The following is a 20,948-nucleotide window of genomic DNA, read 5'->3' as shown; positions in this document are numbered from 1 at the left end:
CCACCTCCGTTCATTGGACGAAAGGGATCGCTTCGGGGCAAGGGCCAAAGGGCCTGTTGAGGGTCCCGACATCGACAGAGGGACTGAACTCGAGCCGGACGCACGTTGATCACTAGGGCCGAATGGCCCGTCCCGGTAACCCCCTCAGTCCGGTTGAGGGACCTAGTCCTCTAGAAATCGGGTCGGCTGGGGTTGTACAAGGAGTAGGACACGAGAGCTGCAGAAGAAGGAACCCGGTAGTGGCGCAGCCGGGCCATCGTGAAGAAAGAGGAATCATGGAAGACGTGAGGATCATCCTCTCAGGGCTCTGGGTAGCAATGATGCTGACCTACTTACTGGGGGACGTGCTGCGGATCTTCGCCGGTGACTTCACCGCCGGTGAAATCGACGGCCAGGAAGCAAACCAGGCAATGTGGATCGCGGCCGCCGTGCTGATGCTGATCCCGATTGTCATGGTGGTCCTTGCCCTAACCGTGCCGTATCCCACCATCCGCTGGGTCAACGTCGTCGCAGCCGCCTTTCTGGTCATCTTCAATCTCATCGGCATGCCGTACCCGGGGGCCTACGACAACTTCCTACTCATCTTCAGCTTCATCTTCAACGGAGCGATCATCTGGAACGCATGGACGTGGACCTAGCCCTCGCGCCCGTGCTCCATCCAGGGAGGCCGCGCGATCCCGGTGAAGAAGCAGCTGGAGACAAACTCCGGTCGCCGTGACGATTAGGACCTCCGTCCCTGGCGCAGAGCACGTGTCGGGCGTACCGTCGAATTCATGGCGATGATGCTGTCCCTCGACGCGGTGGCGGCGCTCATTGACCATCTGCGAGACGATGGTCGGAAGGTGATCGCGCCGGTTCTTCGCAACGCCACGATCAGCCTCGACACAATCGATGGCATCGACGATCTGCCCGCAGGTTGGACAGAGCACCAGGATGGCGGGAGCTACCGGCTCGAACGGCTCCACCGGCCCGAGCTGTTCGGTCACGCCACGCCGGCGTTGGCGTGGAAAAGCTGGTTGTACCCGCCGCGCACCATGTTGATGCGGGCAAGTCGGAACAACGGGTCGGTGACCATCGAGGAGCCTGCCCCCGACGCTCAACCTCTGGCCTTCTTCGGCATTCGATCGTGCGACGTCCACGCGCTCGACATCCTCGATCGAGTCCTACTCGATCCGGTCGACCCGACCTATGCAGCGCGGCGCGAGCAGCTGTTTGTGGTTGCGGCCACCTGCGCCCGGCCCGGCGGAACCTGCTTCTGCGTATCGATGGGAACCGGTCCTGCTCCCACCGTCGGCTACGACATCGCCCTCACCGAGCTGTGCACCGGAGACCGCCATGAGTTCCTGGCTGAAGCCGCTACCGACGAGGGCAAAGACCTGCTCGGATCGGTGAATGGCAGGGCACCAAACCAAGCCGACCTGGCAGCCGCCGGCCAACTGGTGAGCAACGCCACCCACAACATGGGCCGCCACCTCGACCCCACCCACCCCACGGCGGCCGCCGAACGGTTCGAACATCCCCAATGGGAGGCGGTAGCCCGCCGCTGCCTGGCGTGCGCCAACTGCACGATGGTCTGCCCTACCTGCTTCTGCAGCACCACCGAGGACACGACCGACCTGAGCGGTGCCGTCTCCGAACGGTGGCGAAGTTGGGACTCCTGTTTTGCACTCGACTTCTCGTTCCTGGCCGGCGCTCCCGTGCGCACGTCCACCAAGTCCCGCTATCGCCAGTGGCTGCTGCACAAGCTGGTCACCTGGCACGACCAGTTCGGCACATCCGGCTGTGTCGGCTGCGGCCGCTGCATCACCTGGTGCCCGGTCGGCATCGACCTCACCGCCGAGATGGCCGCCCTTGCTCTCGACCCCGGAGGCCCGTCATGAAATCGATCCGCGACCTGCTCGGCGAGCATCTGCTCTTTCGAGACTTCCACCCCGATCTGCTCGAGCTGATGGCAGGCTGCGGGCACAACGTGCACTTCGCGGCAGGCGAACAGATACTGACCGAGGGCGCACCCGCCAACGAGTTCTACCTGATACGCAGCGGGAAAGCATCGGTGGGCGTCACGGTACCCAATCGGGGCACTGTTCTGATCGAAACGCTCGGACCAGACGAGGTGATCGGCGTATCCTGGCCATTCCCTCCGTACCGCTGGGAGTTCAGCTCCACGGCGATCGATCCCACCTCGGCGATCGCCATGGACGCCGAGTGCCTGCGGAACAAATGCGATCAAGAGCCGCTCCTCGGCTACCAGGTGTTCAAGAGCTTCGCCCGGCTGATGCGAGATCGCCTCCAGGCGACCCGGCTCCAACTGCTCGACCTCTACGGGAACCATGCCGGCTGACTCCAACGAGCCCGCCGGCCGGGGCCCAATGACCCCGGTTCTGTACCGCGTCGAGGCGCGCCATCAGGAGTTGGCCGACACGGTCACGATCCGCATCGCCCCCATTGCAGGGCAGCTCGCAGATCCGAAGCCGGGACAGTTCGAGATGCTCCTGGCCTTCGGCGTCGGGGAAGTACCGATTTCGATCAGCGGCCTCGGCAACGGCAGCGGTGAGCTAGAACACACGATCCGGTCGGTGGGAGCCGTCACCAAAGCGCTGTGCACGACCGCGGTCGGCGACGTGATCGGGGTGCGCGGTCCGTTTGGGGTCGGGTGGGACCTGGACCGGGCAACGGGCCACGACCTGCTGATTGTGGCCGGTGGCCTGGGCCTCGCTCCATTGCGACCCGCCATGCTGGAGGCGCTGACCAACCGCCACCGGTTCGGGCGGCTGGTACTGCTGGTAGGTGCACGAGACCCGGGATCGCTGATGTTTGTCAGGGAACTCGAGCAGTGGCGGGGGCGGTTCGATATCGATGTCGCCGTCACCGTCGACGCCGCCCCACCGTCCTGGCGGGGCGATGTAGGCGTGGTCACCAAGTTGCTCTCCCGCGCTCCCGTGGACTTCGGCAATACCACCGCCGTCGTGTGCGGCCCCGAGGTGATGATGCGTTTCGTCGCGGCGGGCCTGGCCGACCGCGGTGTGCCGCCCGGTCAGATCCTGCTGTCGATGGAACGGAACATGCGTTGTGCGATCGGCCACTGCGGCCACTGCCAGCTCGGGCCGGAGTTCGTCTGCAAGGACGGTCCGGTGTTCCCGTGGGACCGAATGGAGAAGCTGATGCTGGTGAGGGAACGATGAACAACCGATCGGGTTCACGTCCGAAGCTGGCGGTATGGAAGTTCGCCAGCTGCGACGGGTGCCAGCTCACCCTGCTGGACTGCGAGGACGAACTGCTCGAAGTCGCCGGCCGTGTCGAGATCGCCCACTTCCTCGAGGCGTCGAGCGCCCGCGTGGCGGGACCCTTCGACCTGTCGCTCGTGGAAGGCTCGATCACGACCGCACACGACGCGGATCGAATCCGCAAGGTCCGCGCGGAGTCGAAGTCGCTGGTAACCATCGGAGCTTGCGCCACCGCGGGTGGGATTCAGGCGCTCCGCAACTTCACAGACGTCGACGAATTCCTCTCGGTGGTCTATGCCACCCCCTCGTTCCTCTCAACACTGGGTACTTCGACGCCCATCTCGGACCACGTGCCGGTCGACTTCGAGTTGCGCGGCTGCCCGATCGACAAACGGCAACTGCTCGAGGTAATCGGGGCGTTCCTGGCCGGTCGCAAACCCAACGTTCGGGACCACTGCGTGTGCGTTGAGTGCAAGCAGCGCGGCAACCCCTGCGTGCTGGTTGCCCACGGCACTCCGTGTCTGGGCCCGGTGACCCATGCGGGCTGCGGGGGGTTGTGCCCCGCATTCAACCGGGGCTGCTACGGCTGCTTCGGCCCCATGGAGTCCCCCAATGTCGAATCGCTCATCGGTGCATTGACCGAGGTGGGCATGCCGGCAGAAGACGTCGACCGGGTGTTCCATACGTTCAACGCGTGGTCGGAACCATTCCGCACCGCCGGCCGTCGGGAGGAGAGGCCATGACCCACAAGGCCAAGCCGAGCCGCACCCTCACCACCGAGGAGCTCGCCCGCGTCGAAGGCGAAGGAGCCATGCGGGTGGAGATCCACGAAGGGACGGTCGGCCGGGTCGAACTCAACATCTACGAGCCGCCCCGCTTCTTCGAAGGTTTTCTTCGCGGCCGGCGATATAGCGAACCGCCCGACATCACCGCCCGCATCTGTGGGATCTGTCCCGTGGCCTACCAGATGAGCGCCTGCCGGGCGATCGAAGATGCCCTCGGCCTCGAGGTGAACGGGCAGCTCCGGGAGCTCCGCCGCCTTCTCTATTGCGCCGAATGGATCGAGAGCCACATCCTCCACATTCACTTCCTCCACCTTCCCGACTTCTTCGGTTTGGACAGCGCAATAGATCTGGCAGGCATCAACCGCCCGGCAGTAGAGCGCGCACTGGCTCTCAAGAAGATCGGCAACGAACTGCTCGAGCTCATCGGCGGACGCGCCATCCACCCGATCAACGTGCAGGTGGGCGGCTTCTACAAGGTGCCGACGCGAAGGGAGTTGCTGGCGTTCCGACCGAAGCTGGAGCATGCCAGGGACATGGCGGCCGAGGTGGTGGAGTTGGTGGGCGGCCTCGATTTCCCCGAACTCGAAGTGGACCATGAGATGGTGGCGCTGCGCCATCCCACCGAGTACGCCATCCTCGACGGCCGGATCATCTCCGACGGCGGCCTCGACATCACCGATCAGGAGTACCCGGAGCATTTCGTGGAGGAACATGTCGAGCATTCGACGGCGCTGCACTCGCGGATCCGGGCCAGGGGTACCTACCTGGTCGGTCCGCTGGCCCGCTTTCGCCTCAACTTCGACCGGTTGACGACGGTCGCCGCAGACGCGGCCGGGGCAGTCGGCTTGACCGCTGATTGCAGCAATCCGTTCCGAAGCATCGTGGTACGGGCGGTGGAAACACTCGACGTGATCGAGGTGGGACTCGCCATCGTCGATGCATACGACGAACCCGACCGGCCGTACCTCGAGGCAACGATCGGCGGCGGCACCGGCCACGGCGCTACCGAGGCCCCGCGCGGCCTGCTCTACCACCGGTACAAGTTGAGTGATGATGGAGTGATCACCGACGCCGTCATCACACCGCCGACCTCACAGAACCAGGCGGCCATCGAAGACGACCTGACCCGCTACGTGCAGGCGAACATCGGCCTGGACGACGAAGAACTTCGGAAGGGCGCAGAGGTGACGATTCGCAACCACGATCCATGCATCAGCTGCGCCACCCACTTTCTCGACCTCACGGTGGTACGAACATGATCGACGTTGTCATCATCGGGATCGGCAACACCTATCGGGGCGACGACGGAGTGGGACACGCCGCCGCCGAGGCGCTCATGACCATGGTGCCCGACGCAGACGTCCTGCTCCTCGATGGAGAGCCCACCCGGCTCGTGGACGCCTGGGCGGGCCGCCGGCTGGCGATCGTGCTCGACGCCGTGCGCGGCGGCGACCCACCCGGCACGGTGCACCGCATCCAGGTTGGTGTCGACCCGATACCCGCCACGTTCGCACACCTCAGCTCTCACCGTGCCGGCCTGGAGTCGGCCGTCGCGCTCGGGCGGGCCCTCGACAGAAACCCCGGGGTGTTGGTCGTCTACGGCATCGAACCGGCCGATCTGAGCGACGGCCACGGTCTGTCGAGAGCTGTTGAGCTGGCTCTGCCCGGTCTCATCCATCAGGTCGCAGAGGAGGTCAGGGCGGTATGTGCCTGAGCAGGCTCGCACGTATCGAGGCGGTCGACGCCGACGGCAGCCGGGCCGTTGGCGTTTCGGAGGGCCGGACCGTGTCCCTTTCCCTGGCCGTGCTGACGCTCGCAGGCGAGGTGATCATCCCCGGGGACTGGGTGCTGGTGGCCACCGGCCTGGCAGTGCGCCGGCTGACCGATGAGGAGGCTGCCGCCATTGCGCGAGCCCGTACCGAGCTTGGATCTGGCTGATCACCGGGTCGAGCATCCTCACGGATCTACCCTCCAATTCACACTCGTCGAGGGTCCGTGCGCGAGCGAGCGGGGTAGAGTCGAGCGTCGATCGTGCCGACGAGAGAGGGATCCTATGCAACTGCGGACCGCTAGGGCTATTGGCCCCGTCGTTGCCATCACCATGATTGCCGCCATCGCCTACGGGATGGCCGCGGGCGGTTTCGTTGAAGGCCTTCGCGTCGTGGTCGGAGACCCCTGGGGTCGGGTGACACTCGCCGATCTTGCCTCCGGGTTGTTGGTGGCGGGTGTTTGGATCGGGTGGCGTGAGGCCTCAGTCGCCCGAGCGGCGCCGTGGTGGCTGGGGCTCATGCTGACCGGAAACCTCGCCCTGGGCATCTACCTGATACGGGCCGCTCGTTCGTCTCAAAGTGTGCAACAGCTTCTCGTCGGAGAACGGACCTGATTGCCTTTGGCCGGTGCTTCGACAACCCGAACGATCTGAACCGAAAGAGACCCATGAAAACCATGACTTGTAGACAATTGGGTGGAGCATGCGACCTCCCCCTCCGTGGGGAAACTGCCGACGAGGTGATCAAGGCGCAAGACCAGCATCTCAAAGAGGTTGTCGCAGCCGGCGACGAAGCGCACAAGAGCGCTTTGAACGACATGAAAGGGAGATGGAAGAACCCCATCAAAGGAATGGGCTGGTACAGGAACACCAAGCGCGATTTTGCGGCTCTTCCTGAAGACTGATGCAGGCGGCCGACAGCCATGACCTCATCCGGGTGACCGGGGCGAGGGAGAACAACCTCAAAGATGTCAGCGTCGAGCTCCCGAAGCGGCGCTTGACCGTGTTCACCGGCGTCTCCGGGTCGGGCAAGAGCTCGCTGGTGTTCGACACGATCGCTGCCGAGTCACAGCGCATGATCAACGAGACCTACAGCGCCTTCGTGCAGGGTTTCATGCCGACTCTGGCGCGGCCCGACGTCGACGTACTCGATGGGCTGACGACCGCGATCATCGTCGACCAGGAGCGGATGGGCGCCAATGTCCGCTCGACGGTCGGCACCGCCACCGACGCAAACGCCATGCTGCGAATCGTCTTCAGCCGACTCGGACGGCCGCACATCGGGTCGCCCAACGCCTTCTCGTTCAACGTCCCCTCGATCCGGGCAAGCGGTGCGATCACGATCGAACGCGGTGAAGGCAAGCGAGAGAGAGTCACTTTCACCCGCACAGGCGGAATGTGTCCGCGCTGCGAAGGCCGCGGAACGGCCTCCGATATCGACCTCACCCAGCTCTTCGACGACTCCAAGTCGCTCAACGAGGGCGCCATCACCATCCCCGGTTACAAGCCGGGCGGCTGGATGGTGCGGTCGTTCACCGAGTCCGGCTTCCTGGACCCGGACAAGCCGATCTGCAACTACACCAAAAGGGAGCTCAACGACTTCCTCTACAAGGAGCCGACCAAGGTCAAGATCAATGGGATCAACGCCACCTACGACGGCCTGGTCCCGCGGGTCCAGAAGTCGTTCCTCTCCAAGGATCGCGAGTCGCTGCAACCGCACATCCGGGCGTTCGTGGACCGAGTGGCCACCTTCACCGCTTGTCCCGACTGCGGCGGCACCCGGCTCAGTGAGCCGGCGCGTTCGTCGAAGATTAACGGCATCAACATCGCCGACGCCTGCGCCATGCAGATCAGCGACCTGGCACGGTGGGTCCGCGGCCTCGACGATCCGTCTGCTGCACCGCTGCTCACGGCGCTGGGTGAGACCCTCGACGCCTTCGTGGAAATCGGGTTGGGCTACCTCTCGCTCGACCGACCGTCGGGGACGCTGTCGGGCGGGGAAGCCCAACGCACCAAGATGATCCGCCACCTCGGGTCGTCGCTGACGGACATCACCTACGTCTTCGACGAGCCGACCATCGGCCTGCACCCCCATGACGTCCAGCGGATGAACGACCTGCTGCTGCAACTGCGAGACAAAGGCAACACCGTGCTGGTCGTCGAGCACAAGCCTGAGACGATCGCCATCGCCGACCACGTCGTCGACCTCGGCCCCGGCGCCGGCACTGCGGGCGGCAGCATCTGCTTCGAGGGCGCCGTCGATGAGTTGCGGGTCAGCGATACCGTCACCGGCCACCACCTCGACGACCGGGCCACCCTCAAAGAGACATTGCGGGCGCCCGCCGGGATGCTGGAGATACGCGGCGCCACGACGCACAACCTTCGGGACGTCGACGTCGACATCCCGCTCGGGGTGCTCTGCTTGGTCACCGGGGTGGCGGGTTCCGGCAAGAGCTCGCTCATCCACGGCTCGGTCTCGGGGCGGGACGGAGTGATATCGATCGACCAGGACGTGATCCGCGGCTCTCGGCGGAGCAACCCGGCGACGTACACAGGATTGCTCGATCCGATTCGCAAGGCGTTCGCAAAGACCAACGGCGTCAAGCCGGCGCTGTTCAGCGCCAACTCCGAAGGCGCCTGCCCCATCTGCAACGGCGCCGGCCTCATCTTCACCGAGCTGGGTTTCATGGACACAGTCACCACCACCTGCGAAGAGTGCGAGGGGAAGGGGTTCGAGGCATCGGTGCTCGAGTACAAACTCGCCGGGCAAGACATCAGTCAGGTGCTGGCGATGTCGGTGACTGAGGCTGAGAAGTTCTTCGGCGCCGGCGAGGCGCGCACCCCGGCCGCCCACGCCATCCTCGCCCGGCTCGCCGACGTCGGGCTCGGCTATCTCAGCCTCGGCCAGCCGCTCCCTACCCTGTCCGGAGGCGAGCGGCAGCGACTCAAACTGGCCACCCACCTGGCCGAGAAGGGCGGTGTCTACGTCCTGGACGAACCGACCAGCGGCCTCCACCTCGCCGACGTCGACCATCTCCTCGGTCTACTCGACCGACTCGTGGATTCGGGCAAGTCGGTGATCGTCATCTCGCATCACCAGGCAGTGATGGCGCACGCCGACTGGATCATCGACCTCGGCCCCGGCGCCGGGCACGACGGTGGCCGGGTGGTGTTCGAGGGCACACCGGCCGATCTGGTTGCTGCTCGTTCGACGTTGACCGGCGAGCACCTCGCCGAGTACGTGGGCGTGGCGTAGATCCCGCCCGGTCCAGAAGGTCGAAGGTCTCCTCGACGATGTCGTGGATTACACGAGCGGCGGAGATGAGCACTCGCCACTTGTGCATGCCGCCATCACCAGCGAACGGCCATGGAATGTAAGGCGGCGGAGACGCCTCCTCCTCACGGGCGAAACGACAAAGCTCGAGCCGACCGGGCCGCCACGCTGGTCGCCGGCTTCGCCCGAGTGCGATGACGGACTCACCCCCGCATCGGCGAATGCCCGAAATCGGAGGAAGCCGCAGTTACCTAGATGTGATGACCGGGGCCGTTGTCCCTGGCGGGATCGGGTGACTGATAGAGCCCTCCAAGCGAGACTGTGGGGAGGACGCCGAGGGCTATTCAGCGCGGATGTCTTTGCCCTGGAAAGGGTTGCCGAACAGCGGTGCCAATACGCAGACATCGAACGCTCCGGCCAGCAGAGGCACTGCGCCCACAACGGCCACTATGACCCCAATCGCGCCTCCGAGTCCCCAGATACCCCACACAATCAACGCGATGCCGGCAACGACGCGGACCAGGCGACCGTTAACCGAAGCCATGAACTTGACTAGCGGGTTCATCTCGAACCTTCTCTCTCGATCGATGGATGCTTCTACAGCGCAACCAGAATAGGTGTGCCATTGACGGTGGCGATTCACACCAGTCGCAGGGTCTTCGGTTTCAGTCATTCATATGCCGCTGCTCATCAAAGCCCGAATACCGGTCAAAGTCGTATGATGCGCGAGACGCCCGCTCCGAAGCCGCTTTCCCTTCCCATCATGTCGCGTTGTTTCCCCGCCCATCGCGCCATCTCGCGTGATGGGCGGACTCTTGACAGCGGGCTCTTGACAGCGGAGCGGACCTTGACTGCAAAACGCAGAACGGTGGCGCACTCTCCTGTCGCCGGATCAGTCAAGCTGCACCCGTCGAAGCAGCATGGCGTTGATCGCCACGATCACCGTCGAGAGGCTCATCAGGAGTGCCCCGACGGCCGGGTTGAGCAGGATCCCGGCGGAGACGGCAACTCCGGCCGCCAGGGGAATGGCGATGGTGTTGTAGCCGGTGGCCCAGGCCAGATTTTGGATCATCTTGCGGTGAGTGGCTCGGGAGAGGACCAGTGCTCTGACCACGTCGGAGGGGTCGTCGTCGACCAGCACCAGGTCGGCGGATTCGATGGCCACATTGGTACCGGCCCCGATCGCGATGCCGAGGTCTGCTTCCAGCAGCGCCGGGGCGTCGTTGATCCCGTCTCCCACGAATGCCGTGGGGCCCTCCAATTTGAGTTCCCTGACGATCCTTCCTTTGTCGGCGGGAAGCACCCGGGCGTAGTAGCGGTCGATCCCGAGTTCTGCGGCGACGGTGGCAGCCACCGCTTCTGCGTCGCCGGTGACCATCACCGGGGTCACGTCCAGCTCTCGCAGTCGCGCCACGGCGTCTCTCGCCGTGTCCCGGATCTTGTCGGCCAGCGCGATGACCCCGACCGTCCGTTGGTCTTCGATCATCACCACCGCGCTCTCCCCTCGACGGTCCGCCTGTTCCAGTGCGGCGGCCAGCGGGCCGGACAACTCGGCGCCAAGTTCCTCAGCCCATTCGGGACGGCCTAGCCGCAGGCGCCGCCCGTTCACTCGTCCTTCGAGGCCGTAGCCGGGCACCGCAGTCACTCCCTGCCCCGTGGCGAGCTCGAGGTTGCGCTTCTGGGTTGCTTCAACGATCGCCGCCGCGAGCGGATGCTCGGAGGATCGCTCCAGGGAAGCGGCCGCCCTCAGCAACTCGTCTTCGCTGAGGTCATCTGCTTCGACCGCCGAGACTTCGAATCGCCCCTCGGTGAGGGTTCCGGTCTTGTCGAAAGCGACGAAGCGGATACTGCGCCCCCGCTCAAATGCTTCCCGGTTGCGGACCAGGATCCCGTTGCGGGCCGACAGCGAGGTGGCGTTCATGTTGACCAGCGGGATGGCGAGGCCCAACGCGTGCGGGCAGGCGATCACCAGCACGGTGACCGCCCGGGCCACCGCAAAATCTATCCCCCCGGTTCCGAAGACAAGCCAGGCGATCAGGGTGGGGAGCGACACCCCGACGGCGATGATGGTCAGCCAGTAGGCGGCCCGATCGGCCAGCATCTGAAAGCGGCTGCGGGATGCTTGAGCTTCCTCGACCAGCCGCATGATCTGGCTGAGAGTGGTCGCCTCGCCGGTGCGGGTGACCCGAACGGTCAGGGCACCTTCCCCGTTGACAGCTCCGGCCACCACCTCATCGCCGGCTCCTTTCATCACCGGGCGGGATTCGCCGGTAAGAAACGCCTCGTTCATACTCGAGTCGCCCTCGGTGATGTCGCCGTCGGCGGGTACCTGCTCGCCGGGGCGGATCAATATCGAATCACCGTCGACCAGATCGGCAACCGGAACATCCCCGACCGCCCCGTCGACGCCGACGCGGTGTGCGACGGACGGGACCATCGAGGCGAGATGCTCCAACGCCCGGCTCGCCGACTGGACGGAGCGCATCTCCATCCAGTGACCCAACAGCATCACATCCAACAGGGTGGCCAGCTCCCAGTAGAACGGCTTGCCGTCCAAACCCAACGACACCGCCACGCTGTAGACATAGGCGACCGTGATAGCGATCGAGATCAGAACCATCATCCCCGGAACCCGATCCCGCAGCTCCCGGTACCCGCCCCTCAGGAACACGATCCCCCCGTAGAAGAACAGCACCGTGGCCAGGATTGGACTTACCCAAGCGTCGCCCGGGAAAGTAACCGCTTGGTAACCAAACCACTCCTGAATCTGAGTGGAGAAATAGAGGATGGGGACCGTCAAGGCCAGACTCACCCACAGTCGGTCCCGGAACATCTCCGGGCTGTGCCCCTCATGCTTGTCATGGCTCTGATTGGCATCATCACCGGCTGTGGTCGGCACAACGGGATCGTGGCCGGAGTGAGTCATGTCAGCATGGGTAGTCATCTTTGGTTCCAAGGTTCGTGGTCGATTGTACCTTTCTACACCTTCCATCCGACTGGAATGTCAAGTAAAATTCCCAATCATGCAGATCGGTCAACTGGCCCAGGCAACCGGGGTGAACACCAAAACCATCCGCTTCTACGAAGACGTAGGGGTGCTGCCCCCCGCCGAGCGAGCGCCGAACGGGTACCGGGCATACCACCACGACGCAGTTGAGCGATTGCGGTTCATCAGAGAAGCGCAGGCAACGGGTCTCACCCTGGAGGAGATCACTTCGGTCCTCGAGCTGCGGGAACAGGGCGCCTCCACCTGCCAACATGTCCTCGGTCTGTTGAAGCATCATCTCCGCGACCTCGATACCCGCATCGCCGTCCTCCAGAAGACCCGCCTGGAACTGGAGACCATGATCGAACGTGGGCAAGCGCTCGACCCGGCCGATTGCACGGACCCCCACCGATGCCAGACCATCGCCCCCCGCAAATCGTTAACGGCAGAGACGGGAGCCGAGCTACACGGGGCGCCGACTCCACACCGGCACTGAGCAGACACCTCGCCGAGTACGACATCCTTCAACAAGCTGCCGAGGTGGCCTTTACAGAAGCTTTACCCAGAACCGAATCGTGCCTTGACCCGCGCTCGCTTGGATACGTGCGAATCCGATCTAGGAGACGACACGATGATGTGGGGATGGGGAACCGGAAGCTGGCTGGGTGGTTTATGGATGGTGCTGTTCTGGGTAGGGGTCGTGCTGCTGATCGTCTGGGCCGTACGGTTCGTACCGAGCGGCGGGCAATCCCAGAGGGGTAGCAGCGCCCTCGAGATCCTCGAGGAGCGGTTCGCTCGCGGTGAGATCGACGCCACCGAACTGGCCGAGCGACGCCGCGAACTCACGCGATCATGACCCGGATCCACGAAAGTCGGCTGCTTATCGCCGGCCTGATCCTGGTGACCGCCGCCCTGGTGGGTGGGGTGATGACCGGACCGGGCTCGGGAACCCACCTGGGGTCCTGGCATGACTCAATGATGGGCCCAATGATGGGTGGATGGGAAGGCTCCGGAACGGACTCGCCGATCCGGGGAGCGGCAGAGGTGGAGATCACCGCTACCGATTTCGCCTTCTCTCCTACTGAGATCACAGTTACCTCGGGTCAGCCGGTCAATCTGACCTTGGTGAACAGCGGATCGGTTCCCCACGATCTCTCGGTGGCCGACCTCGACGTTCACATCGAGGCACGGCCGGGGCAAAGCTCGACGGTCGGGTTCACCCCCACCGGACCGGGAACCTTCTCGATCGTCTGCACCTACCCGGGACACGCAAACGCCGGGATGCGCGGCACGCTGACGGTGGCGGAACCGTGACCACAGCATCGTCACCCGCCCCGACCGGCCAACCAGCATCCGGTGACCTGAGTATTCATCTGAAGCTGGTGACGAGTGCGGGTTGTCACTTCTGTCGGGAAGCAGACCAGTTGCTCGGCAACCTCGGACAGCGGTTCCCGCTCAGCATCGAGCGGATCGACCTGACCAGCCCCGAAGGCGTCGAACTCGCCCGACGCTTTCGGGTTCCGTTCCCGCCGGTTCTTCTTATCGACGGCCAATACCACGCCCACGGGCGCATCTCGGAACGCAAGCTGACCCGGGCCCTCACCCGGCTCGTCGATGGGGAGGAATGATCGTGGAAGGTATCTTCTTCGGCGGGTCGCTATTCGCGGCCTTCGTCGCCGGCGGGGTGGCGCTCTTCGCTCCCTGTTGCATCGTGTTCATGTTCCCCGCCTACCTGGCCGCCGCGGTGAGAAATCGCCGCTGGCGGCTGGTGCCCCTCACCCTGGTCTTCGCGGCGGGGATCGCCGTGGTGCTGGTGCCGGTGACCCTTGGCATCGGTTTCCTCACCCGGTCGCTGCTCCAGTTCCACGGACCGATCTATTTCCTCGGCGGGGTGCTGCTGCTGGGTTTGGCGGTCATCTCGGCGATGGGGGTCAGCTGGGCGTTGCCGATGCTGCGCGGCGCCCCGGACATCCAACGCACCGACTCGGGCGGGATCTTTGCTCTCGGGGTCTTCTCCGGGGCGGCCAGCGCTTGCTGCGCCCCGGTACTGGCAGGAGTACTGACCATGTCGGCCATCGCCCCCAGCCTCACCCAAGGTGTGGCCATCGGCCTCACCTACGTGTTCGGGATGGTCTTTCCTCTCCTCGTTATGACCGTCCTCTGGGACCGTCTCGGGCTGGGCGACCGCCCAGCCTTTCGCGGTCGGGAAGTCCAATGGAGCCTGGCCGGGCGGACTTTCACCACCAACACCATCAATCTGGTCTCCGCCGGGCTGTTCGCGGTGATGGGGATCGTCCTGTTCGTGGTCTCGTTCACCGGTGAGTCCATCGCCCCCACCTTCCAGGCCGGTATCGGAGTGTGGATCGAAGACCTCCTCATGCCGGTGGTCAGATGGATGGAACCCATACCCGACCTGGCGGTCGGCATGGGGTTGGTGGGCATCGCTATTGCCGCCGTGGCGATCTCCGGACGCCGACGTCGAGTCGAACAAAACGAAACTGGAGGGAGTTGCCATGAGCCGACCCACGAAACTGCAGACAAGCACCACTATGCGCACCCCCACCAAGAGCACGACATCAAAGCGCACATCCCGTCGCTGGGCGTGGCTGGGTTTCGCAGCACCACTGCTGACCATCGGATTGCTGGTGGCGATAGGAGTTTCCACCTTCGAACCTCAGCACGGCCTGCTGGGAAGCGAAGCCCCCGGCTTCGCGTTGCCCACCTCAGCAAGTACCGAGGTGACCCTCGATCAGGTCCTGGCGGGGGGCAATGAAGCGATGCTCTACTTCTCGATGGGGGTTGGCTGCGATGGATGCTTTGCGCAGATCTCCGAGATCGACGAGACCCTCGCCGCCCGGGGGGTCACCCTCGTTCCGGTCATGGTCGACCCGGCCCAGATGGTCGCAGACGAGAGCGTCCGGTTTGGCATCGTCGATCCGATCCTGATCGACGAGGACCGCTCGGTCTCCAACGCCTACGAGATGCTGGGTGTCTACGGGCACAGCGATCGCCCCAGCCACAGCTTCGCCCTGGTCGGCACTGACGGGGAGGTCAAGTGGGTCAAGCATTACGCCACCATGTTCGTTTCCGCTGAGGAGTTCCTGGCGGAGGTTCCGGGATTGTGAGCCGGCCGAAGATGCCACACATTGCGCCCGACCGCGACTCCGACAGAGCTTGCCTTTCATGGATTTTGCGCTCCCCCTTCTAGCAGTCGTCGCCGGTTTCGTGTCGGTCAGCTCGCCTTGTGTGCTGCCGCTCATACCCGGCTACATCTCCTACATCACCGCCCTCCCTGTACCCGAACTGGGAACGGCACAGGCAAAGCGAACCGCCCTGCGAGCATCGCTGCTGTTCGTGGCCGGTTTCACGGTGGTATTCACCGCGTTGGGGGCCGGTTTCGCGCTGGTCGGATCGCTGCTCCTACGCAACGCCGATACCATCACCAGGATCGCCGGCCTGGGGATCATTGCCATGGGGGCGGCCATGATCGGCTGGTTCAGACTCCCCGGTTTCCAACGGGAACGGCGCTTCGATCTCGGGCGAATAGCTCGCGGTCCCGGTTCTGCATTTCCCCTGGGATTGGCGTTTGGTTTCGGTTGGACCCCGTGTATCGGGCCGATCCTCGGCACCATCCTCGCCATCGCCGGCGCCACCCAGACCGCAGGCTGGGGAGCCGCCCTGCTCATGCTGTATTCCCTTGGTCTCGGCATCCCCTTCGTGCTGGCGGCAGTCTGGTTCCAGAAGGCCCACTCAACCCTGGACTGGTTGCGGCGCAATGGTCGCCGCATCGAGCTGGCAGGCGGCAGCATGCTGATCATCGTCGGGGTGCTCTTCACCACCGGGATCTGGCAATCCATCTTCATCCCCTTGCAACGCACCTTTGCGCGGCTCGGCTGGCCGCCCATCTGAAGGCATCGATGTGACCCGTCAAACCACCAGCCCGGTACGACATGACTCTGAAGGACGAGACCCTATGAGCAGTGAACTCCTCACAGATATGGAACAAACGACCAGAGATGCGGCTGCTACGCGTTCAAAGAGACGGTGGGGCCTCCGGCTGGCCGTGTTCTCCTTTGTCGCGTTGACGCTGGCGCTCGGTGTCGTCTTGGGGAGCCGCTTCGGCAAAGACCCCCGTCTGGTCGAATCCCCCCTCATCGGCAAACCCAGCCCGGATGCGACCCTCCCCTTCCTCGAACAAGAAGGGCAGCTCTCGCTCTCGGAGTTGCGAGGTCAGATCGTCGTACTCAACTTCTGGGCGTCGTGGTGCGTCGGCTGCCGGCAAGAACACGACGACCTGTTGGCCGCCGCCAACGCCTACCGCGAGCAAGGCGCCCGACTTGTCGGCGTCGTGTTTCAGGACGAACTCGGAGACGCAATTGCCTTCCTCAACGAACTCGGCCGGGGTTATCCAAATGTGGTCGACGAGGGATCACGGCTGGGGGTGGATTACGGAGTCTACGGGATACCGGAGACCTTCTTCATCGACCGAGAAGGTGTGGTGGTGGCCAAGATCAGCGGCGAATCAACCTTTGCCGCACTGGCGGCCGTCCTCGACGACATGCTCGCCGGCCGGGCTCCGGATTCCCTCGAGACCGACCCCGTTCAGCCGGCACCCGGCAGCTAATCGGATCCAAGACAGGGGTGCCGCGGCCCGTAGGTATTGCCTGGCCCCGCCCCGGCGGCGTCAGGCGATCGGAATACGGAGGGTGAAGGTCGAACCTCGGCCCGGTCCCGCCGATTCGGCGTGCACCTCACCGCCGTGGCGTCGGGCGATACTTCGGGCGATCGTCAGACCGATCCCAGAGCCTCCGGGCGCGGTCGGGTCGACCCGGTAGAAGCGCTCGAACACCGCCTCACGCTGCTCGGCCGTCAACCCCTTGCCGCTATCGATGACTCGAACCAGCGCCATCCCGTCCTGTGCTGTTGCCTCGACCCGCACCGAGCCTCCCTCCGGGGTGTAAGCGAGAGCATTGCCGAGGATATTGGTGAGCACCTGAGTTATCCGGTCGGGGTCGGCCCGAACCATCAGACCGGCGGCTGCGTCAACCACCAGGTCGATCGCCTCTGCCTCGAACTGCGGGCGGAGCCGGTCGGCGGCCTCCGCGGACAGCGCTGCAACATCAAGTTCGACCGGATTGAGAGGTTGGACCGCTTCCTCGGTCTTCGACAACAGCGACAGGTCATCGGCCAGCCGCTTGATCCGGCGAACCTCGCGAATGGACGCCCCGAGGGTCTCTTCGCTCGGTTCGAAGACACCGTCCAGCATCCCCTCCAAATATCCCTCGACGGTGGTGAGGGGAGTACGCAGCTCATGAGCGATCTCAGAAATGAGACGAACCCGCCGCTGCTCGGTTGTGTCTAATGCCTCCGCCAACGCGTTGAAATCATCGGCAAGAGCCGCCAACTCGACCTCCGACGGGGCCGCCACCCGCTCCCCGTACGAACCGCCGGCCATCCGCCGGGAGGCGGCGCGAACGCTGTCGAGCGGGGCCAGAATCCGGCGGGTAGCGAACGCACTCAAAGCCAGAGCGGTCACCGTGCTGGCCGCCACCGAGATGGCTAGCGACCGCCCCAGCGAATTGTCGAAGGCCGACTCGAGGTCACGAGCCAGCACGTCGCCCATCATCCCCTCCATCATCTGGTTCATGGTGTCCAGGTGACCCTGAAAGAAAGTCTTGGCCAGCGGCTCAATCACCACCACCAGCGCCACCACCCCGACAATGATCACCGCCAGCTGCATGATCAAGAGCCGGACTCGCAGACTCCGGAACCAGCCTTTCACAGCCGGTCTCCCACGAACTTGTAGCCGACCCCACGCACCGTACCGACAAAGCGAGGATGTGCCGGGTCGTCGCCCAGCGCCTTGCGGATGTTGACCACGTGGACGTCTACCACCCGGTCCACACCGAAGTAATCCCAACCCCACACCTTCTCCATCAACTGCTCGCGGCTGAACACTCGACCGGGTGAGGTAGCCAACGCGGCCAGCAGATCGAACTCCAGAGTCGAAATCTCGACGGGTATCCCGTCACGCACCACCTCCCGCCTGGCCGGATCGATCGTTAAGCCTTCGAAGCGCAGCACCGGCTCGGCATCATCCAAGGACCGCATGGCCATCGAGCTCCGCCTGAGGATGGCTGTGATACGAGCCGAAACCTCCCGGGGACTGAACGGTTTAGTGACATAGTCGTCGGCCCCGACGGTGAGCCCGACCACCCGGTCCATTTCCTCGGCTCGGGCGGTCAACATGATCACCGGCACATCGGAACGCTGCCGCAGTCTGCGAAGCACCTCGAAGCCGTCGATTCCCGGAAGCCCCACGTCGAGGACGATGAGGTCGGGTTCGGTTTTCGTTGCGGACTCGAGGCCTTGCTGCCCGTCGGCTGCCTCGAGGGTTTCGAATCCCTCCGCCTGGAGATAGGAGCTGAGCATCGTGCGCAACTCCCGCTCATCGTCGATGATAAGGACCCTTCGCCGTTCCATGCCCAATATGGTAGGGGCGGCTCGCGAGAGTCCGCCCCTACCTTCGCTGGATTAGGCAAGTGGTCCGCCAGTGAGGTCACCTACCAACCTCACCTTCACCTCGGCAATCCACCATCTATCCGCTGAAGCCTCCGCCGTGCATGGGCGTCTCATCCCAGTTGCCGGACATCCAGCCGCTGGTAATACCGCCGTTCATCGGTATCTCATTCCAGTTCTCGCTCATCCACGAATGCATCTCATCATGAAACTGCTGCCAATCCTCCCCGACCACACCCGAACCGCCGAACATGGGCATCTCATCCCAGTTGCCGGACATCCACTCGCTAGTAGTGCCGCTGTTCATGGGCATATCATCCCAGTTCTCGGCCATCGGCGAGTACATCTCGTTGGGAGGTCGCAGCCCCTCATCCAGTTGGCTACTTCCCTGGTCCGGCTGCTGGGCCAGTGCCACAGCTGCACCGACCGCTACCAGGCTTGCGACGACAACACCTACAAAGATCGACCTACGCATCTGATTCTTCCTCTCCTGATTCTGGGAGCCGCCCATTGAGGTGCCCCCATCTGTTTCTGTTCTTGGCGCCATACAAACTGATCAAGGTCACGACAGGATGTGGGCACAGGTAAAGCTTCAATAAAGGTGAACCTGAGTCCGCTGGGCACTCGACCCGGCTTCGACCAAGCCCTGGTCAGGACGAAGCGCGCTCGCGGAGGGTTACCTCCCATTGGAGGGTTCGTTCCTGAGGACCCCACGTCGATTTGAAGAACTCGAGGATCGAAAGAACCTCTGCCTCGGTTACCTGACCCGCAAACGCCGGCATCCTGCTCTGGGGAAACTCGGAGCCAGTCAGGATGATCTCGACCAGAAGATCATCGCCGTGATGCCAGGTATGGCCGGAGGAGTCCTGAGGAGGTGGCGGGAAACTGCCGTCCGCGTTCATCACTTGCCAATCTGGATCACCCTTCAGATCGGCGCCATGACATGAGGCGCATAAACCGGCGTAAAGGTCCTCGCCCGCCGCGATCTTATCCGAGTCCAACTCCCGCAACGGCTCTCCCCCGGGCACGGTTGGGCTTCCCGGAAGGGCCGGCAAACTGAAGGTGGTAGTCGTATCTGCCGCACTCGAACACCCAGCCAACACCAAAAACACGGCAACGACCACCAACAAGAGCCCACTTCGCATGCACCAAGGGTATGCGAACCTACCCGCTAGGGCGGGTATGACTCGAATCCCTCCCGACCCTGGACATCCCGCACAAACGCAACGATCGCCTCGACATCATCGTCGGTGAGACCCTCGACCGGCGGCATCGGCCCAAACGACCAATGATGCGGCGCAACGCCACGACGGACCGCCAACAGGAACGCCCCATCGGCGTGATGGCTCGGTTCATAAACCTCCGACAGGTGAGAGGGACCTTCCTCGGTTCCTCGAAGGTCATCACCATGACAGCTTGCACAGGCCGTGGCGTACAGGTCAGCCCCGATGGCAACCAACCCGGGGTCCTGATTCAACACCTCCATGTCGACGGCGGAACCAGAGCCACCGCAACCTGCCAAGACAATCGCCATCGCGCTGACCGCCAACCCCTGGGTCGTACGCCGCACGGTTTTCCTTCGCTCGATCGGGTCTCGCCCCACACTCCGGATGGACAACCACCCGAAGCGCCCACCGGTCCCCATTAGCTGAAGGGTTCTATTCCTCGACCGTAATCGGTAGGAACATCCCCGCCTCGTAGTGACCCTCAACATGGCACGACAACTCCAAAGGAGTCCCCACATCAGCCGAAGTGAAGGTGTAATCGAAGGATGCCGTCGCGCCGGACGGAAGGTCATCTGCCTCCACCATGCCCCGGGCCATTGCGTCCATCTCTTCCATGGTCATCATCCCACCCTCAATAGGTTGGATCAGCATGACCTCATGGGGAATCGCCCCTTCGTTGGTGACTTCAAAATGGTACGGAACACCAACCTTGAAGGTCGTGTAGTTGCTTTCGATCTTCATGTCCGAGGCCGTCACTTTGATGGTGCCTTCCGGGGCAGCACCACCCCCGCAGGCCACCGCGCTCATGACCAACACCACGAACACGACCATCATTCTGGCTAAACGCACAGTTAATTCCTTTCGGTCAACTCAGTGGGGATCCTTGCTGAGATAGGCGGACGGATCGGCAAGGAAGGTCTTTTTGCAGTGTTCGCAGCAAAAGGCCACGTCGTCATATCCCTCGACGCGGATCGCTCCCTCTCCTACTTCCATTCCACAGACAGGATCTTTCACGATGGTCATCCTCCTCTTCGATCGTCGATGGTGGCAACCGCGGTGTCGAAGGCGGTGTCCCGAGACGGAAACTTGGCAACATCGGTTCGCCCGGTTGGCCGGGAACGAACACGACCGGTACGTCGTACCCATCGGGAAGGTTGGGAACTTGC

At 63.8% G+C, this 20,948-nt stretch carries 28 protein-coding genes; 19 read left to right on the top strand and 9 right to left on the bottom strand.

Annotated elements, in window-relative coordinates; all coding sequences use genetic code 11:
• The first annotated feature begins 275 nt into the window (after positions 1-275).
• The 11 genes from P1T08_09760 (at position 276) to P1T08_09710 (ending at position 9,033) form a co-directional block, all read left to right on the top strand.
• Positions 276-638, top strand: coding sequence for a DUF6326 family protein (locus P1T08_09760; GenBank protein ID MDF1596361.1), 363 nt, complete (start codon positions 276-278; stop codon positions 636-638).
• Between the two features lie 135 nt (positions 639-773).
• The gene (locus P1T08_09755) at positions 774-1,880 is read left to right on the top strand and encodes a 4Fe-4S dicluster domain-containing protein (GenBank protein ID MDF1596360.1); all 1,107 of its coding nucleotides are present in this window, start codon (positions 774-776) and stop codon (positions 1,878-1,880) included.
• Entirely contained in the window at positions 1,877-2,341 is a 465-nt protein-coding gene (locus tag P1T08_09750) for a cyclic nucleotide-binding domain-containing protein (protein ID MDF1596359.1), read from the top strand. The genes P1T08_09755 and P1T08_09750 overlap by 4 nt, the downstream gene beginning before the upstream one ends.
• A 28-nt stretch (positions 2,342-2,369) precedes the next feature.
• A complete protein-coding gene (locus P1T08_09745; protein MDF1596358.1) occupies positions 2,370-3,182 on the top strand; it encodes an FAD/NAD(P)-binding protein in 813 nt (270 codons plus the stop codon).
• Positions 3,179-3,967: an oxidoreductase gene (locus P1T08_09740; GenBank protein ID MDF1596357.1), complete on the top strand. Its 789-nt coding sequence runs from the start codon at positions 3,179-3,181 to the stop codon at positions 3,965-3,967. Before P1T08_09745 ends, P1T08_09740 begins: the two co-directional genes overlap by 4 nt.
• Positions 3,964-5,268: a nickel-dependent hydrogenase large subunit gene (locus tag P1T08_09735; GenBank protein ID MDF1596356.1), complete on the top strand. Its 1,305-nt coding sequence runs from the start codon at positions 3,964-3,966 to the stop codon at positions 5,266-5,268. The genes P1T08_09740 and P1T08_09735 overlap by 4 nt, the downstream gene beginning before the upstream one ends.
• Positions 5,265-5,723, top strand: coding sequence for a hydrogenase maturation protease (locus P1T08_09730; protein MDF1596355.1), 459 nt, complete (start codon positions 5,265-5,267; stop codon positions 5,721-5,723). Before P1T08_09735 ends, P1T08_09730 begins: the two co-directional genes overlap by 4 nt.
• Positions 5,714-5,947: a HypC/HybG/HupF family hydrogenase formation chaperone gene (locus tag P1T08_09725; GenBank protein MDF1596354.1), complete on the top strand. Its 234-nt coding sequence runs from the start codon at positions 5,714-5,716 to the stop codon at positions 5,945-5,947. The genes P1T08_09730 and P1T08_09725 overlap by 10 nt, the downstream gene beginning before the upstream one ends.
• Positions 5,948-6,062: 115 nt before the next feature.
• Positions 6,063-6,392, top strand: coding sequence for a hypothetical protein (locus P1T08_09720; GenBank protein MDF1596353.1), 330 nt, complete (start codon positions 6,063-6,065; stop codon positions 6,390-6,392).
• 53 nt (positions 6,393-6,445) lie between these two features.
• The gene (locus P1T08_09715; GenBank protein ID MDF1596352.1) at positions 6,446-6,682 is read left to right on the top strand and encodes a DUF1059 domain-containing protein; all 237 of its coding nucleotides are present in this window, start codon (positions 6,446-6,448) and stop codon (positions 6,680-6,682) included.
• Positions 6,682-9,033 (top strand): excinuclease ABC subunit UvrA, encoded by a 2,352-nt coding sequence (locus tag P1T08_09710; GenBank protein MDF1596351.1) that lies wholly within the window; start codon positions 6,682-6,684, stop codon positions 9,031-9,033. Before P1T08_09715 ends, P1T08_09710 begins: the two co-directional genes overlap by 1 nt.
• A 358-nt stretch (positions 9,034-9,391) precedes the next feature.
• On the opposite strand, the gene P1T08_09705 is transcribed toward P1T08_09710, so the two are convergent.
• Together P1T08_09705 and P1T08_09700 are read right to left on the bottom strand one after the other, a co-directional pair.
• On the bottom strand, positions 9,392-9,616 hold the full coding sequence (locus tag P1T08_09705) for a DUF2892 domain-containing protein (GenBank protein MDF1596350.1): 225 nt from the start codon (positions 9,614-9,616) through the stop codon (positions 9,392-9,394).
• Between the two features lie 327 nt (positions 9,617-9,943).
• Complete coding sequence (locus tag P1T08_09700; GenBank protein MDF1596349.1) at positions 9,944-11,977, bottom strand: heavy metal translocating P-type ATPase; 2,034 nt, start codon at positions 11,975-11,977, stop codon at positions 9,944-9,946.
• Between the two features lie 97 nt (positions 11,978-12,074).
• Between P1T08_09700 and P1T08_09695 the strand changes: the two genes are divergently transcribed.
• The 8 genes from P1T08_09695 to P1T08_09660 all read left to right on the top strand — a co-directional run bounded on the left by P1T08_09695 (position 12,075) and on the right by P1T08_09660 (position 16,661).
• A complete protein-coding gene (locus P1T08_09695) occupies positions 12,075-12,533 on the top strand; it encodes a heavy metal-responsive transcriptional regulator (GenBank protein ID MDF1596348.1) in 459 nt (152 codons plus the stop codon).
• Positions 12,534-12,668: 135 nt separating this feature from the next.
• A complete protein-coding gene (locus P1T08_09690; GenBank protein ID MDF1596347.1) occupies positions 12,669-12,893 on the top strand; it encodes a hypothetical protein in 225 nt (74 codons plus the stop codon).
• Positions 12,890-13,351 carry a cupredoxin domain-containing protein gene (locus P1T08_09685; protein MDF1596346.1) on the top strand — a complete coding sequence of 154 codons (462 nt, stop codon included), beginning with the start codon at positions 12,890-12,892 and terminating at the stop codon, positions 13,349-13,351. The genes P1T08_09690 and P1T08_09685 overlap by 4 nt, the downstream gene beginning before the upstream one ends.
• Positions 13,348-13,665 carry a glutaredoxin family protein gene (locus P1T08_09680; protein ID MDF1596345.1) on the top strand — a complete coding sequence of 106 codons (318 nt, stop codon included), beginning with the start codon at positions 13,348-13,350 and terminating at the stop codon, positions 13,663-13,665. Before P1T08_09685 ends, P1T08_09680 begins: the two co-directional genes overlap by 4 nt.
• Positions 13,666-13,667: 2 nt before the next feature.
• Entirely contained in the window at positions 13,668-14,810 is a 1,143-nt protein-coding gene (locus tag P1T08_09675) for a cytochrome c biogenesis protein CcdA (GenBank protein ID MDF1596344.1), read from the top strand.
• Positions 14,776-15,162 carry a redoxin family protein gene (locus P1T08_09670; GenBank protein ID MDF1596343.1) on the top strand — a complete coding sequence of 129 codons (387 nt, stop codon included), beginning with the start codon at positions 14,776-14,778 and terminating at the stop codon, positions 15,160-15,162. Before P1T08_09675 ends, P1T08_09670 begins: the two co-directional genes overlap by 35 nt.
• 58 nt (positions 15,163-15,220) lie before the next feature.
• Positions 15,221-15,946, top strand: a complete 726-nt coding sequence (locus P1T08_09665; protein ID MDF1596342.1) for a cytochrome c biogenesis protein CcdA — start codon at positions 15,221-15,223, stop codon at positions 15,944-15,946.
• 64 nt (positions 15,947-16,010) lie between these two features.
• Positions 16,011-16,661, top strand: coding sequence for a redoxin domain-containing protein (locus P1T08_09660; GenBank protein ID MDF1596341.1), 651 nt, complete (start codon positions 16,011-16,013; stop codon positions 16,659-16,661).
• A gap of 60 nt (positions 16,662-16,721) precedes the next feature.
• Here the strand turns inward: P1T08_09660 and P1T08_09655 are convergent, their stop codons facing one another.
• The 7 genes from P1T08_09655 to P1T08_09625 all read right to left on the bottom strand — a co-directional run bounded on the left by P1T08_09655 (position 16,722) and on the right by P1T08_09625 (position 20,796).
• Positions 16,722-17,819 (bottom strand): ATP-binding protein, encoded by a 1,098-nt coding sequence (locus P1T08_09655; GenBank protein ID MDF1596340.1) that lies wholly within the window; start codon positions 17,817-17,819, stop codon positions 16,722-16,724.
• Positions 17,816-18,520, bottom strand: a complete 705-nt coding sequence (locus tag P1T08_09650; GenBank protein MDF1596339.1) for a response regulator transcription factor — start codon at positions 18,518-18,520, stop codon at positions 17,816-17,818. The genes P1T08_09655 and P1T08_09650 overlap by 4 nt, the downstream gene beginning before the upstream one ends.
• Before the next feature lie 115 nt (positions 18,521-18,635).
• Positions 18,636-19,031, bottom strand: coding sequence for a hypothetical protein (locus P1T08_09645; protein ID MDF1596338.1), 396 nt, complete (start codon positions 19,029-19,031; stop codon positions 18,636-18,638).
• Positions 19,032-19,206: 175 nt separating this feature from the next.
• A complete protein-coding gene (locus tag P1T08_09640) occupies positions 19,207-19,701 on the bottom strand; it encodes a cytochrome c (GenBank protein MDF1596337.1) in 495 nt (164 codons plus the stop codon).
• A 26-nt stretch (positions 19,702-19,727) separates the two neighbouring features.
• Complete coding sequence (locus P1T08_09635) at positions 19,728-20,126, bottom strand: cytochrome c (GenBank protein ID MDF1596336.1); 399 nt, start codon at positions 20,124-20,126, stop codon at positions 19,728-19,730.
• A gap of 88 nt (positions 20,127-20,214) precedes the next feature.
• Complete coding sequence (locus P1T08_09630; GenBank protein MDF1596335.1) at positions 20,215-20,631, bottom strand: hypothetical protein; 417 nt, start codon at positions 20,629-20,631, stop codon at positions 20,215-20,217.
• Positions 20,632-20,652: 21 nt separating this feature from the next.
• Complete coding sequence (locus P1T08_09625) at positions 20,653-20,796, bottom strand: YHS domain-containing protein (GenBank protein MDF1596334.1); 144 nt, start codon at positions 20,794-20,796, stop codon at positions 20,653-20,655.
• Between the last annotated feature and the right edge of the window lie 152 nt (positions 20,797-20,948).

The organism is Acidimicrobiia bacterium (genome assembly GCA_029210695.1).
Lineage (GTDB): Bacteria > Actinomycetota > Acidimicrobiia > Spongiisociales > JAHEDJ01 > JAHEDJ01.
Note: the sequence above shows the minus strand (reverse complement) of the source record. Positions and strands in the feature narration are given on the sequence as shown.